15 protein-coding genes are annotated in these 12,990 nt (G+C 30.6%); 10 read left to right on the top strand and 5 right to left on the bottom strand.

Annotated elements, in window-relative coordinates:
• Positions 1-28 precede the first annotated feature (28 nt).
• Both BXY80_RS05360 and BXY80_RS05355 read right to left on the bottom strand, forming a co-directional pair.
• Entirely contained in the window at positions 29-790 is a 762-nt protein-coding gene (locus BXY80_RS05360) for a HEAT repeat domain-containing protein (RefSeq protein WP_120200165.1), read from the bottom strand.
• Positions 791-897: 107 nt separating this feature from the next.
• A complete protein-coding gene (locus tag BXY80_RS05355) occupies positions 898-1,914 on the bottom strand; it encodes a S66 peptidase family protein (RefSeq protein ID WP_120200164.1) in 1,017 nt (338 codons plus the stop codon).
• A gap of 286 nt (positions 1,915-2,200) precedes the next feature.
• On the opposite strand from BXY80_RS05355, the gene metG reads away from it, so the two are divergent.
• From metG to BXY80_RS13900, 3 genes are all read left to right on the top strand, one after another.
• Entirely contained in the window at positions 2,201-4,303 is a 2,103-nt protein-coding gene (metG, locus tag BXY80_RS05350; RefSeq protein WP_120200163.1) for a methionine--tRNA ligase, read from the top strand.
• 74 nt (positions 4,304-4,377) lie between these two features.
• Positions 4,378-4,896 carry a ferritin gene (locus BXY80_RS05345; RefSeq protein ID WP_120200162.1) on the top strand — a complete coding sequence of 173 codons (519 nt, stop codon included), beginning with the start codon at positions 4,378-4,380 and terminating at the stop codon, positions 4,894-4,896.
• Positions 4,897-4,984: 88 nt separating this feature from the next.
• Positions 4,985-5,161, top strand: a complete 177-nt coding sequence (locus tag BXY80_RS13900; RefSeq protein WP_162843268.1) for a hypothetical protein — start codon at positions 4,985-4,987, stop codon at positions 5,159-5,161.
• Positions 5,162-5,243: 82 nt separating this feature from the next.
• On the opposite strand, the gene BXY80_RS05340 is transcribed toward BXY80_RS13900, so the two are convergent.
• On the bottom strand, positions 5,244-5,837 hold the full coding sequence (locus BXY80_RS05340; RefSeq protein ID WP_120200161.1) for a hypothetical protein: 594 nt from the start codon (positions 5,835-5,837) through the stop codon (positions 5,244-5,246).
• A gap of 238 nt (positions 5,838-6,075) precedes the next feature.
• Complete coding sequence (locus BXY80_RS05335) at positions 6,076-6,408, bottom strand: single-stranded DNA-binding protein (RefSeq protein WP_120200160.1); 333 nt, start codon at positions 6,406-6,408, stop codon at positions 6,076-6,078.
• Positions 6,409-6,586: 178 nt separating this feature from the next.
• On the opposite strand from BXY80_RS05335, the gene BXY80_RS05330 reads away from it, so the two are divergent.
• The 5 genes from BXY80_RS05330 to BXY80_RS05310 are packed head-to-tail and all read left to right on the top strand — an operon-like array spanning position 6,587 to position 9,251.
• Complete coding sequence (locus BXY80_RS05330) at positions 6,587-7,231, top strand: fused MFS/spermidine synthase (RefSeq protein ID WP_120200159.1); 645 nt, start codon at positions 6,587-6,589, stop codon at positions 7,229-7,231.
• Between the two features lie 52 nt (positions 7,232-7,283).
• Positions 7,284-7,844, top strand: coding sequence for an HNH endonuclease (locus BXY80_RS05325; RefSeq protein WP_120200158.1), 561 nt, complete (start codon positions 7,284-7,286; stop codon positions 7,842-7,844).
• 6 nt (positions 7,845-7,850) lie between these two features.
• Positions 7,851-8,375, top strand: a complete 525-nt coding sequence (locus BXY80_RS05320) for a DinB family protein (RefSeq protein ID WP_120200157.1) — start codon at positions 7,851-7,853, stop codon at positions 8,373-8,375.
• On the top strand, positions 8,372-8,923 hold the full coding sequence (locus tag BXY80_RS05315) for a GNAT family N-acetyltransferase (RefSeq protein WP_120200156.1): 552 nt from the start codon (positions 8,372-8,374) through the stop codon (positions 8,921-8,923). Before BXY80_RS05320 ends, BXY80_RS05315 begins: the two co-directional genes overlap by 4 nt.
• On the top strand, positions 8,904-9,251 hold the full coding sequence (locus tag BXY80_RS05310) for a hypothetical protein (protein WP_120200155.1): 348 nt from the start codon (positions 8,904-8,906) through the stop codon (positions 9,249-9,251). The genes BXY80_RS05315 and BXY80_RS05310 overlap by 20 nt, the downstream gene beginning before the upstream one ends.
• A 7-nt stretch (positions 9,252-9,258) precedes the next feature.
• Here BXY80_RS05310 and BXY80_RS05305 read toward each other — a convergent pair whose 3' ends face one another.
• The gene (locus tag BXY80_RS05305; protein ID WP_120200154.1) at positions 9,259-9,726 is read right to left on the bottom strand and encodes a CBS domain-containing protein; all 468 of its coding nucleotides are present in this window, start codon (positions 9,724-9,726) and stop codon (positions 9,259-9,261) included.
• A gap of 112 nt (positions 9,727-9,838) precedes the next feature.
• On the opposite strand from BXY80_RS05305, the gene BXY80_RS05300 reads away from it, so the two are divergent.
• Both BXY80_RS05300 and BXY80_RS05295 read left to right on the top strand, forming a co-directional pair.
• Positions 9,839-12,142 carry a M20/M25/M40 family metallo-hydrolase gene (locus BXY80_RS05300; protein ID WP_120200153.1) on the top strand — a complete coding sequence of 768 codons (2,304 nt, stop codon included), beginning with the start codon at positions 9,839-9,841 and terminating at the stop codon, positions 12,140-12,142.
• Entirely contained in the window at positions 12,135-12,941 is an 807-nt protein-coding gene (locus BXY80_RS05295) for an NAD-dependent epimerase/dehydratase family protein (RefSeq protein WP_120200152.1), read from the top strand. Before BXY80_RS05300 ends, BXY80_RS05295 begins: the two co-directional genes overlap by 8 nt.
• The last annotated feature ends 49 nt before the right edge of the window (positions 12,942-12,990 follow it).

Below are 12,990 nucleotides of genomic sequence, written 5' to 3'. Positions count from 1 at the left end.
GCTCAATGTAAACGTTCAGAATGACAAATTACTGTTTATAATGTTTATCAATATAATCAATTGCTTGTTGTTGTGATAATACAGCAAACTTTTTATAACGTTTGTGTACATCAACTATTTCATCTAACGCTTTTTCAACCAAAGGTTTATTTTTCCACGTGTTGAGATGAGAAACAACAGTTTTTAAGCATCCGTTTTTATAAGCAATTTGCCCTAAAACATGAATTAAAGTATCGGTTACACGACGTGTTTTGTCAAACTCTAATGTTTTTAATAATGGTAAAATATCTTGTGGATGCGTTCTGCCACGAAGCTCAATACCATGACAAATCTCACGACGTATTTCTTTGTCTTCATGTTTTAAATAAGACTTTGCCCAAGCTAAAACAGGCTCTGGATTTTTCTCTCCCATTTTTTTAATAGAACCTATTACTGCATTTCTCACACGATGGTGTTTATCAAATAATCCAGCATCCATAAAGTGCTGAATTTTATCAAAATGAAATTTTCCAATTTCTCCAGCTGCATTTATAACAGATTGCCGAATTAGTTCATTTTGAGATTGCATTAATGTCTTTAAAGTCGAAAAAATAGAAGCTTGTAATTGTGGTTGAGAATAGAAAATTTTTCCAATTGCTAAATATCCTGTTTTACGAATATAAGTATCTTCATCAGAAAAATAATTAATGATTTTATCCGTTTCATTTGAAGCTAAATCTTGCTCAATTTCTTTGTTGATGTTATCAACTAGTAGTAATCGTTCTTCTTTAGTTAAATCGTAGAAAGCCATAAATTAGTTTTCAGTTTTCAGTCCACAGTAATCAGTTAAATCCTTTATACAGTTTCATAATTTGATTAACAAAACTTAATACGGTTGTGTTTTAGCTTCTTTCATTTTTATTCTTCAAACTTAATTGTTGACTGCTCACTGTTTACTGTTAACTCAATTTTTCTTCCTAAAACCAAAGCACGATTATCTTTTTCATGACCAGCTGGCATCCCAAAAGCAATTGGGAAATTATAATCTGCTAAAGCATCTAAAACAAGTTGCTCAATTGGTTTTCCCCAAGGCGTTGTGTTTTTACGCATTTTACTCATATCACCTACAATAAGACCTGCACAATTATTAAAATAACCTGCGCGTTTTAAACTTTGAAGCATTCGATCTATATGGTATTTGTATTCGCCAATTTCTTCAATAAACAAAATTTTTCCTGAGGTATCAATACTGGTATTTGAGCCTAACATCGTGTGTAATATGGTTAAGTTTCCGCCAACCAATTCACCTGATGCTTCACCTAATCTATTATAAGGCGAATATTCTAAATCGTAATTTACAGGACTACCAAATAATGCAGATTTAAACGTGTCAATTGAGCCTTGTATCTTGCTTAAATCTTTGGTTAAACTCACACACATTAATGCATGTAACGATTGATAACCTTCATTATGCACTTGATTATGTATAGCAGTAATATCGCTATAACCAATAATCCATTTAGGATTTTGTTTAAACTTTGTATAGTCAAGTTTATCTAAAATTCTAACGGTTCCGTAGCCACCACGAGCACACCAAATAGCACTTATTTTTGGGTTGTCTAATACTTTTTGAAAATCTTCACATCGCTCAGCATCTGTTCCTGCAAAATGATTGTCTTGGCTAAATACATGATCGCCAACAACAACATTTAAACCCCAACTTTTAAGAAGTGCTTTTGCGCGATTAACTTCATCATTTCGCTCTTTTAAAATCCCTGAAGGCGCTACAATAGCAACCGTGTCTCCTGCTTTTAAATAATCTGGTTGTATCAACATTTCCTGCTGTTTAGATGTTGTATTTTGTGCCATACTATTTATGTTTCCAAAGAAAACAATAACAATAAATACACTTAAAATGAATATGCTTTTTGACATATTGTAAATGTACATTTTTTTTCACACGTTTAAATTTTAATAATTATTAAATCATAGGCTAATTATAAAATTAAGAACCTGTGTAACCACAACGTTCTCAAATTACAAACTTTAAGTATTTATTAATAAAAGCAATGTCTAAAATTTGTAATTACACGTTTCTAAATCGCCTTCAAAATGCGTACTTTTGTGGCTTCAAAAGAAAATACTTTGTCATTCTGAATAGAGTGAAGAATCTCGATAAAGAGATATTTCGACTACGCTCAATATGACATAATTTAAAATTATGACTCAACCAAAAAGATATACAATTACTGCGGCTTTACCTTATACAAATGGACCAATTCATATTGGTCATTTAGCAGGTGTTTATGTGCCAGCAGATATATATGCGCGTTTTATGCGCCTAACAGGAAACGATGTGGCTTTTATTTGTGGTAGTGACGAACATGGTGTTCCTATTACAATTAAAGCAAAAAAAGAAGGTGTAACACCTCAAGATATCGTAGATAAATATCATGCAATAATTAAAACATCTTTTGAAGATTTCGGAATTACTTTCGATAATTATTCACGTACATCTGCAAAAATTCATCATGATACAGCATCAGAGTTTTTTACAACGTTGTATAATAAAAATGAATTTATAGAAGAAGTAACAGAGCAATTATATGACGAAGAATCAAATCAGTTTTTAGCCGATCGTTTTGTAATTGGTACTTGTCCAAAATGTGGAAATGAAGAAAGTTATGGCGACCAATGTGAAAACTGCGGAACTAGCCATAATGCTACAGATTTAATAAATCCTAAATCGGCAATTACAGGAAATGTTCCTACTTTAAAGCAAACAAAGCATTGGTTTTTACCTTTAAATAAACACGAAGAATTTTTAAAAGAGTGGATTTTAAAGGGTCATAAAAAAGATTGGAAACCTAATGTCTACGGACAAGTAAAATCTTGGATTGATGATGGTTTGCGCCCAAGAGCCGTAACCAGAGATTTAGATTGGGGAATTCCAGTTCCTGTTGAAGGCGCAGAAGGCAAAGTGTTATACGTATGGTTTGATGCACCAATAGGTTATATCTCTGCAACAAAAGAATGGGCAGAACGTGTTGGAAAAGATTGGGAACCTTATTGGAAAGATGAAAACACAAAACTTGTTCACTTTATAGGTAAAGATAATATCGTGTTTCACTGTATTATTTTCCCAGCTATGCTAAAGGCAGAAGGCAGTTATATACTTCCTGATAATGTGCCAGCTAATGAGTTTTTAAACCTAGAAGGCAACAAACTATCTACGTCTAAAAACTGGGCGGTTTGGTTACCAGAATATTTAGAAGACTTTCCAAATCAGCAAGATGTATTGCGTTATGCGTTAACAGCAAATGCTCCAGAAAGTAAGGATAATGATTTTACTTGGAAAGATTTTCAGGCAAGAAACAATAATGAGTTGGTTGCCATTTTTGGGAACTTTATAAATCGTGTAGTTGTTTTAACCAACAAATACTATGATGGAATTATTCCAACGCCATCAAATTTTTCTCAAATAGATGAAGAAACTTTAGCTGCTGTAAAAGCGTATCCCAATGTGATTTCGAGTTCTATTGAACGTTACAGGTTTAGAGAAGCGTCTCAAGAATTAATGAATTTAGCTAGACTTGGTAATAAATATTTAGCAGATGAAGAACCTTGGAAAGTTATTAAAGTTGATAAAGCACGTACACAAACTATTATGTATGTAGCTTTACAAATAGCTTCAGCTTTAGCAACCTTAAGCGAACCGTTTTTGCCATTTACTTCAAAAAAGCTAAAAGATATTCTTCGTTTTACTCAGAATGACATAAACGAAAACGATTGTCATGCTAAGCTTGTCGAAGCATCTCATTGGAATGATATTTTATCTAAAGACATTTTAATTCCAGAAGGGCATCAAATAGGAAAAGCTGAATTATTATTCTCAAAAATAGAAGATAAAACTATTCAATTACAACTTGATAAATTAGAAGCAAGTAAAAAAGCAAATGAAGCAGCAAATGCAACCTTAGAACCTCAAAAAGAAACGATTACGTTTAATGATTTCACCAAATTAGACATTCGTGTTGGTACTATTTTAGAGGCTGAAAAAATGCCGAAAGCAAAAAAACTTTTAGTCTTAAAAGTGGATACTGGAATTGATGTAAGAACTATTGTTTCTGGTATTGCAGAGAGTTTTACTGCTGAAGAAGTTGTTGGTAAAAAAGTAACGGTTTTAGTTAATCTTGCTCCGCGAGCACTTCGAGGTGTAGAAAGTGAAGGCATGATTTTAATGACTGAAACCCCTGAAGGTAAATTGGTATTTGTAAATCCTGACGCAAATCAAGACACAAAAAATGGATTAACGATTAGTTAAACTTAATTCTTTAAAAAGATTATCGATTTAAAGATTTACGTATTATTTTTAACTTTACATAAAAACAGAACAACATGTTATCAAAAACCATAGAAGCTGCATTAAATAAGCAAATAAGAATAGAAGCCGAATCGTCTCAAATTTATTTAGCAATGGCTGTTTGGGCCGAAGTAAAAGGTCTTGAGGGCGTATCAATGTTTATGTACGACCAATCTAACGAAGAACGCGACCATATGCTAAAGCTTGTAAAGTTTGTAAATGAACGTGGTGGTCATGCATTAATTTCAGATTTGTCTGCACCAAATGTCACCTTTAATTCGTTTAAAGAAATGTTTGAAAAATTATTAGAACATGAAGTTATGGTTTCTGCAAGTATTAATGAACTAGTACATACTTCACTTCAAGAAAAAGATTATGCAACACATAACTTTTTACAATGGTACGTATCTGAACAAATTGAAGAAGAAGCAACTGCCAGAACCATTTTAGACAAGATAAATATGATTGGTGATGATAAAGGTGGCTTATACCTTTTTGATCGTGACATACAACAACTAACAGTTATTACTTCTGCTGGATCAAACGGACAATAATTTTTTTTAGCTAATCTTATTTAGATTTAATAAAAATAACTATTTTTGCATCATTAAATTGAAATTCCTTTGTCAAGGAACTAAAAAGATGGGCAAAAAAAAAGACAAACGACTTAAAAAGGAACGTTTACTTAACTTAAGTATTCAAGATGAGTCTTGTACAACTATTAAGTATAAGTCTAAATGTTGCAAAAAATATAAAAAGAGTGAAGCTAAGCGTTGTAAAAAATGCCCTTGCTTTGACTTAATTAAGAAAGTAGCATAAATAACTAATTACAGACTATTTATGTAACATAACGTTTGCATCTTTCTTTAACAATCTATTTTCCTTTCTTTAATGCTTTTAATTATTCTAATAAATCTGCATCAAAAAGAACCAATACCTTATTTGAAAATATTGGAGGATATTTTATAAACTTATTAAAGCTTGCTAATACATCTTTTGGTAGATTTTTCTTTAACTCTGAAGATTTTAAATTACATCTATTTGATAACTCACTTCTTTTTAATACCTCTGTAGATAATGTAAATCCTAATGAAACCAATATTTGATACAAATTTTTAAAAGATAATTTTCTTTCATTAAATAATTTAAAGTATAGTGGTTTGTCAAATGCTTTTAGCCAATTATTTAATGTTTGTTCATGTATATTAAGCTCTTGAGCTAGTCTTTCTTTACAGTAAGTAGGTTTAAAATTTGAATCAGCTATTGTTAATAATGATTGAACAGTAAATTTTGATGTATGTATTCCGTTTGGTATAAATAGACCTCCAAACTCAATAGCATCATAGAGAATTTTAGACACTTCTTCATCATTTGCTAAACGAGTACTATTAGATAAGCAATCCATAAAAAAATGGAAGAAACCTTCAAAAGCTAACTCTTTAACTCTAGAGTTTAAATAGATACCTATTTCTAAAAGTGATTTAGATTCTTTCATATTAATTACAAAGGCAAGATATTAAATCTTGCCTTTAATTTTAAGAATTTGGATTTTCTTCTCCTCTTGAATCCCAATAATTATCATGTTCAGGATTCATGGTATTTGAATGATTATCTAACTCTTCTTTACTGTAATCATAGTCATCTCTTAAAGGCATAATTTTAAATTTTAATAATTAAATATAAATCAAAACTAACCATCAAAAAAAACATGAATACCAAACTTTCACCGATAACTATTTTCCTAACATCAATAATTCGTTACAAACTACTTCTGTTACATAACGCTTATCACCTTCTTTAGTTTCATAACTACGAGATGTAAGCTTGCCTTCTATAGCAATCTCTTTTCCTTTTTGTAAATACTTTTCTACAAGCGATGCTGTTTTTCCCCATGCAACTATATTATGCCATTGTGTGTCTGTAATTTTTTCGCCTTGTGCATTTTTATAGCTTTCATTTGTAGCAATTGAAAATTTAGCTAAAAGCTTACCTGATTCTAGATTGATGATTTCTGGATCGTTTCCTAAGTTACCAATCAACTGTACTTTGTTTCTGAGCGTGTTCATAATTTTAAATTTTTTGTGTTAACAGTTAATACTATCGAGTTCTTATGTTTCGACACTGCAAATATGAAACAGCATGCAAATAATAGTCGGTTACTAACTATTTAAATTCGTTTGTAATTGTTTGTAGTCGTTTGTATGCGACTAAATTTTTCCATGCAAATCATTATATTTACCAACTATGATAAGACTTTTAAGTTATATGTATCCAATTACTAGAAAGGTAAAATCTGAGTATAGTGGTCATTTAGAAATTACTTGGCATAATGGTAAAAAGTACCTCAATACCAAAAATGCAAACTATTCTTATGGGTCATTACAAGCCATTTTAAAGTTTGGTTTAAAGAAAATAGACTTAAAAAACGTTTGCTCTGTATTGCTTTTAGGATTAGGTGGCGGAAGTGTTATAGAAACATTACGAGACGATTTTAAATACACAAAATCTATTACAGCAGTAGATATTGACCCAGTAATTATTAACCTTGCTAAAAAAGAGTTTAATCATCAATTAGATCAAAACTTAAGTATTATTTGTAGTGATGCAATAGATTATATAAAACAAAACTCAGAGTTATTTGATCTTATCATTATTGACTTATTTATAGATATTGAAGTTCCAGATCAGTTTTTACATCTTTCATTTTGGAAAAATATTATGGCATCTAAATCTACTAATGGTGCGATTATTTTTAATGCCTCTTTACAAAAAACAAAAAGCGATGGGCTAAAAGATGTGATTTCATTTTTAAAATCCCATATGTATACTGCTGATGTATATGAAAAAGTAAATGATACCAATACAATTATTATTGCTAAAAACCTGTAATCGTTTGTAAACAGATATTTTGTATCTTGTTACTCTCCTTGAATAATTAATTATGTTGACAACATTAAAAGGTGAATCGTGGAAAACGATTAGCAAGGATGATTGGCGTCCTAATGAATGCTATCATGTTTCATCATTTGGTCGTGTTTTTAGTGAAAAACACAAAAATAGAAAACTGAGGTTTAAGCTTTCTAATATTAATGGCTACGAAGCTTTTTCTGCCATACGTATTAATAAAACCACCAATTTGGTATATATACATAAAATTGTGGCAGAATTATTTTTAGAAAACCCAGAGCAAAAACAATTTGTTATTCATAAAGATCATAACAAAACAAATAATTGTATTGAAAACTTAGCTTGGGCAACTCGAAAAGAAATGGTGTTTCATAACAAAAGTAACCCTTTAGTTATTGCAGGAAAACTAAAAAGAGAACGCAATAAACCTTATGCAAAACTGTCTGTTGGAAAAGTAAAAATGATTAAACGAAAATTATTTAACCCAAAGCATAAAACCAGAATGCGACTTATTGCAAAACAATTTGGTATTTCAGAAATGCAACTCTACAGAATAAAATCTGGTAAAAACTGGGGAAGTGTAACCGATTTTTAAAAATGTATGACTTACACAATTAAAAACGCTCTAGAAATATTAAAGCAAACACCAAAAACACTAAAGTCTTTTTTAGTGAACCTATCAGACGATTGGATTTATTGTAATGAAGGCAATGATACGTGGAGCGCTTTTGATATTGTTGGACATTTAATTCATGGTGAAAAAACAGATTGGATTCCGAGGTTAGAAATCATAATGAATGCTTCAGAAAATAAAACGTTTACACCCTATAATCGTTTTGCTCAATTTGAAGACTCTAAAGGAAAAACGTTAGCAGAGTTACTAGCTGAATTTTCAGAATTGAGAAAAAACAATATTATATATTTAAAATCCTTAAATCTTTTTGAAGAACAACTAGACTTAAAAGGCATACACCCAGAATTAGGTGAAGTCACATTAAGACAATTATTAGCAAGTTGGGTAACACACGACTTAGGTCATATGGCACAAATTGCTCGCGTTATGGCTAAGCAATATAAAAATGAAGTTGGGCCTTGGGCAGCATATATTACTATACTAAACAAATGAAAATACACATAGAAACAGAACGTTTAATTTTACGCGAAATTACAAACGAAGACCTTGACCCCATGTTTGAGCTAGACTCAAACCCTAAAGTACACGAGTATTTAGGGAAAAAACCTATAACAACTAAAGCACAAGCCAAAACTTATATTAACAGTATAATAACCCAATATAAAGAGCGTGGTATTGGTCGGTTTGCTGTTATAGAAAAATCTACAGGAAACTTTGTGGGTTGGTCTGGACTAAAATTTAATACAGGAGACAAAGAAACCATAGGTAACAAAAGAGATTTTTATGATATTGGTTACAGGTTAATGCCAAAGTATTGGGGAAAAGGTTATGCATCAGAATCTGCAAAGGTTATTCTAGATTATGGTTTTAAAACGTTAAATTTAAAAACGATAGTTGGTGCTGCTGAAACAAAAAATATAGCGTCTAATAAAATACTAGAAAAAATTGGGTTACAGTTTACAGAAACATTTTTTTGTGATAGTGTTATGGTAAATTGGTACGAACTTAAAAAAGAAGATTATGCAGAAACAATGTCCTGAATGTGGTGAAAAAATTGTGGGCAGAATTGATAAAAAATTTTGTAGCGATGCTTGTCGTAATTCATTTAATAACAGAATTAATAAAGACAGTAAAAACTTAATAAGAAACACCAACAACAGATTACGAAAAAACTATAGAATTCTTGAAGACTTAAATCCTGACAAAAAAACAAAAACCTCTAGAGCAAAACTTATAGAGAAAGGCTTCGATTTTAATTATTTTACAAGCATTTATACCACCAAAGCAGCAACCGTTTATTATTTTGTTTATAACCAAGGTTATTTGCCTTTAGAAGGCGATTATTATGCTTTAGTGAAACGAGAATAATTGATACTTATTTCCAATTCTGACCCTTTAATTCTATAGCAGCTTTTAAAATATCCTTTTGACTAATTTGGCCAACTAGCTTACCATCTTGTACAATAGGAAAACGACGTATTTTAGATTCTAAAAACCTATTGGCTGCATCAAAAACATTCATATTACCATCAATTGTTTCAACATTTTTTATCATTCTGTTTTCTACGGTATGTTGTTCCATAGGCATATTGTAATACCTGCTTTCGCTTATTTGTTTTAAGCAATCACCTTCAGAAATTACACCAACTAATTCATTACTTTCGTTAACAACAGGACCACCAGAAATCTTATTTTTAATAAGGGTTTGTATAACAGACTCAACCGTTTGTTCGGGTTTAAAAGTAATTAAATCTCTACTCATAAAATCACTCACTTTAAACGCTACATTCTCGGTAGTACTTTGCTGCTGTCTTCTTGCGCCTTGAAAACTCTTAATTCCCATAATTAATTAATTTACGTTAGCCTTTAATTTACTAAAAATTAACGAATTATACTAACTCAAAAATTGATGGTAATTATTTTGTAATTTTATGTTAACTAAACATCTATTTAAAATGCTCAAAAAAGCTATAACGCTTGCTCTTATAATAATAGCCGTTTATTGGAGCTTTTCAGCTTTAATGCCAAATAAAATTTCATCTTTAGATGCAGATACTAAGTCTTTTTCTACAGAACGTGCATTGGTTCACCTCAAAGAAATTTCTAAACAACCCCATTATGTTGGTTCTAAAAATCACGCTTCAGTTAAAGAATATATTGTTAAAGAGCTAGAAAATCTAGGCTTAGAAGTTCAGCTGCAAGAAAATTATAGTTTTAACCGAAAGTGGGAAAGTTTTACCAAACCAACAAATATTCTGGCGCGAATAAAAGGAAGTGATAATACAAAAGCATTAGTGCTTTTAACGCATTACGATAGCAATGCCCATTCGTCTTTTGGTGCTAGTGACGCAGGATCTGGAGTAGTAACAATTCTTGAAGGGTTACGTGCTTTTTTAAGTCAAGGTGTAACCCCAAAAAATGATATTATTATTTTAATCACTGATGCTGAAGAGTCTGGACTTAATGGTGCAGACATTTTTGTAAATAAGCATCCTTGGGCAAAAAATATTGGTCTAGTTTTAAATTTTGAAGCTCGCGGAAGTGGTGGACCAAGTTATATGCTTGTAGAAACTAATGGAGGAAATCATAATATGATTGAAGCTTTTAAAAAAGCAAATCCAAAATTCCCTGTTGCTAACTCTCTTGCCTATAGTATTTATAAAATGCTGCCTAACGATACTGATTTAACACGTTTTAGAGAAGATGGAGATATTGAAGGTTTTAATTTTGCTTTTATTGACGACCATTTTGATTACCATACTGCTTTAGATACCTACGAGCGACTCGATAGAGAAACCTTAGAGCATCAAGCGAGCTATTTAATGCCTTTACTTGATTATTTTTCTAAAGCCAACCTAAACAATTTAAAAAGTGATGATGATGATATCTATTTTAATGTACCACTGTTTAAAACCGTAAGCTATCCGTTTTCATGGATATTACCAATGCTTATCCTTTCATTTATTGTCTTTTTTGTATTAATATATTATGGTATTAAAAAACAAACCTTAAACCCTAAACATATTGGTCTTGGTTTTGCACCTTTATTTCTTTCTCTAATTATTAATGGACTTATTGGCTTTTTGGGTTGGAAAGTTTTATCAACCCTATATCCTAGGTATAATGAAGTTTTACATGGGTTTACATATAATGGCCATACCTATATTTGGGCTTTTTCTTTTTTAGCAATTGCTATTTGTTTTTTAATTTATCATAAGTTTTATAAACCAAAAAATGCAGGTAATTTATTAATAGCTCCATTATTTTTATGGCTTGTAATATGCACCCTAATTGCTTTAAAACTTAAAGGCGCAAGTTTCTTTATAATTCCTGTAATCTTTGGATTAATTAGCCTTTTTGTGCTTGTAAGACAAGAGAAGCCAAGCCCATTTTTGATGGTCTTGTTAGGAGTTCCTGTATTAGTAATCATGTCGCCTTTTGTTAAAATGTTTCCTGTTGGATTAGGTTTAGGAATTTTAGTGGCATCAACCGTATTAATTACTTTAATTTACAGTTTACTTGTTTCTATTTTTAATACATTTCAGCATAAAAAGAGATGGTCATATGCGCTTTTCTTTATTGCTTTTTGCTGTTTTGTTTCTGCGCACTTAAATTCAAAATTTACAAATGAAACACCTAAACCAAATAGTTTAGTGTATGTATTAGATTTAGATACTAACTCAGCAATTTGGGCAACTTATGATAATATATTGGATCAATGGACAGAGCATTATTTAAGTGATAACCCAGATAGTGTTAGAGCTTCAAACGATATTCCTTTTAAAAGTAAATATGGCACAGGATTTACGTTTAGTAAAAATGCAGCAATAAAAAACATTGATGCGCCTTTAGTAGAAATTACTAAAGATACTATTATAGGTGATGATAGACATATAAGGATTTCGTTAGTACCACAACGTTTTATAAATAGAATAGACGTTTTTTCAGATTCAAGAAACGTGTTTAAATCTTTTAATATTAATGGATTGGAAGTCGCAAAAAAAGATAATGAAACTTCAATATTTAATAACCGTAAAACAAACAGGCTTTTTGGTTTTTACTTAGCAAATCAAGAACCACTTAATTTAAGTGTAACAGTACCAAAGTCTCAAAAGACAGAATTTCAATTTTATGAAGCTTCTTATGATTTACTTGAAAATAACGCTTTTAAGATTAAAAAACGTGCAACACATATGATACCTAAACCTTTTGTTTTAAATGATGCAATAATTATTAAAAAAACAATTACTATTGAGTAAACAAATAAGTGTTATTGGTTGTGGTTGGTTAGGGTTTCCGCTTGCAAAAGCTCTTGTAACTAAACACTATAAAGTAAAAGGTTCAACAACTTCTAAAGAAAAGATAGAGCTACTCTTTAGGCATAAAGTAGATGGTTATACAATACAACTTACCGAAAAAGGTATAATAGGTGACATTAAAAAATGTCTTGCACATAGTGAAACATTAATCTTAAATGTTCCTCCAGGATTACGTAAAAACCCCAAATCTAATTTTGCAAAAAAAATGGCATTTCTCTTGCCTTATATTGAAGCATCTTCAATTAAAAATGTAATTTTAGTAAGCTCGACATCTGTTTATGACGATGACAAAACTATGCCAATAATTACAGAACAAAGTGCTACGTCTAATTCAAAGTCTGCTCAACAATTACTAGAAGTTGAGCAGTTATTTACTAATTCAAAAAAAATTAATACTACTATATTACGTTTTAGTGGTTTGTATGGTGAAAACAGACATCCTGCAACTTTTCTATCTGGAAAAATTGATTTAAAAAACTCAAACGCTCCAGTAAATTTAATTCATCAAAAAGACTGTATTGCTATTATAATCTCCATTATAGAAAAAGAATTTTGGAATACTACTTTTAATGCATCAACAGTTTCAAATCAAACAAAAAAAGAACATTATACTTCTGTTTGTATTGCTAAGAAATTACCTATTCCTCAATTCAATTTATCATCAAAAAGCAAGGGTAAAAGAATTAGCTCTAAAAAGTTAATGCAGGATTTAGATTATAGTTTTCAAGTTGAACTTTAATAATTGGCAGATTTTTAAGAGTTTATCGTATTAAATTTTTTAGTTTTGG

This window comes from Ichthyenterobacterium magnum (genome assembly GCF_003610635.1).
Taxonomy (GTDB): Bacteria; Bacteroidota; Bacteroidia; order Flavobacteriales; family Flavobacteriaceae; genus Ichthyenterobacterium; species Ichthyenterobacterium magnum.
The sequence above is the reverse complement of the archived record's forward strand: the minus strand, read 5'-3'. Positions and strand labels throughout refer to the sequence as shown.

Bases quoted from the DNA above. Each gene is read 5' to 3' on its own strand.
- BXY80_RS05320 (WP_120200157.1), top strand. From the start codon at position 7,851: ATGACTTACACAATTAAAAACGCTCTAGAAATATTAAAGCAAACACCA.
- BXY80_RS05315 (WP_120200156.1), top strand. From the start codon at position 8,372: ATGAAAATACACATAGAAACAGAACGTTTAATTTTACGCGAAATTACA.
- BXY80_RS05300 (WP_120200153.1), top strand. From the start codon at position 9,839: ATGCTCAAAAAAGCTATAACGCTTGCTCTTATAATAATAGCCGTTTAT.
- BXY80_RS13900 (WP_162843268.1), top strand. From the start codon at position 4,985: ATGGGCAAAAAAAAAGACAAACGACTTAAAAAGGAACGTTTACTTAAC.
- BXY80_RS05305 (WP_120200154.1), bottom strand. From the start codon at position 9,726: ATGGGAATTAAGAGTTTTCAAGGCGCAAGAAGACAGCAGCAAAGTACT.
- BXY80_RS05345 (WP_120200162.1), top strand. From the start codon at position 4,378: ATGTTATCAAAAACCATAGAAGCTGCATTAAATAAGCAAATAAGAATA.
- BXY80_RS05335 (WP_120200160.1), bottom strand. From the start codon at position 6,408: ATGAACACGCTCAGAAACAAAGTACAGTTGATTGGTAACTTAGGAAAC.
- BXY80_RS05310 (WP_120200155.1), top strand. From the start codon at position 8,904: ATGCAGAAACAATGTCCTGAATGTGGTGAAAAAATTGTGGGCAGAATT.
- BXY80_RS05330 (WP_120200159.1), top strand. From the start codon at position 6,587: ATGATAAGACTTTTAAGTTATATGTATCCAATTACTAGAAAGGTAAAA.
- BXY80_RS05360 (WP_120200165.1), bottom strand. From the start codon at position 790: ATGGCTTTCTACGATTTAACTAAAGAAGAACGATTACTACTAGTTGAT.
- metG (WP_120200163.1), top strand. From the start codon at position 2,201: ATGACTCAACCAAAAAGATATACAATTACTGCGGCTTTACCTTATACA.
- BXY80_RS05340 (WP_120200161.1), bottom strand. From the start codon at position 5,837: ATGAAAGAATCTAAATCACTTTTAGAAATAGGTATCTATTTAAACTCT.
- BXY80_RS05325 (WP_120200158.1), top strand. From the start codon at position 7,284: ATGTTGACAACATTAAAAGGTGAATCGTGGAAAACGATTAGCAAGGAT.
- BXY80_RS05355 (WP_120200164.1), bottom strand. From the start codon at position 1,914: ATGTCAAAAAGCATATTCATTTTAAGTGTATTTATTGTTATTGTTTTC.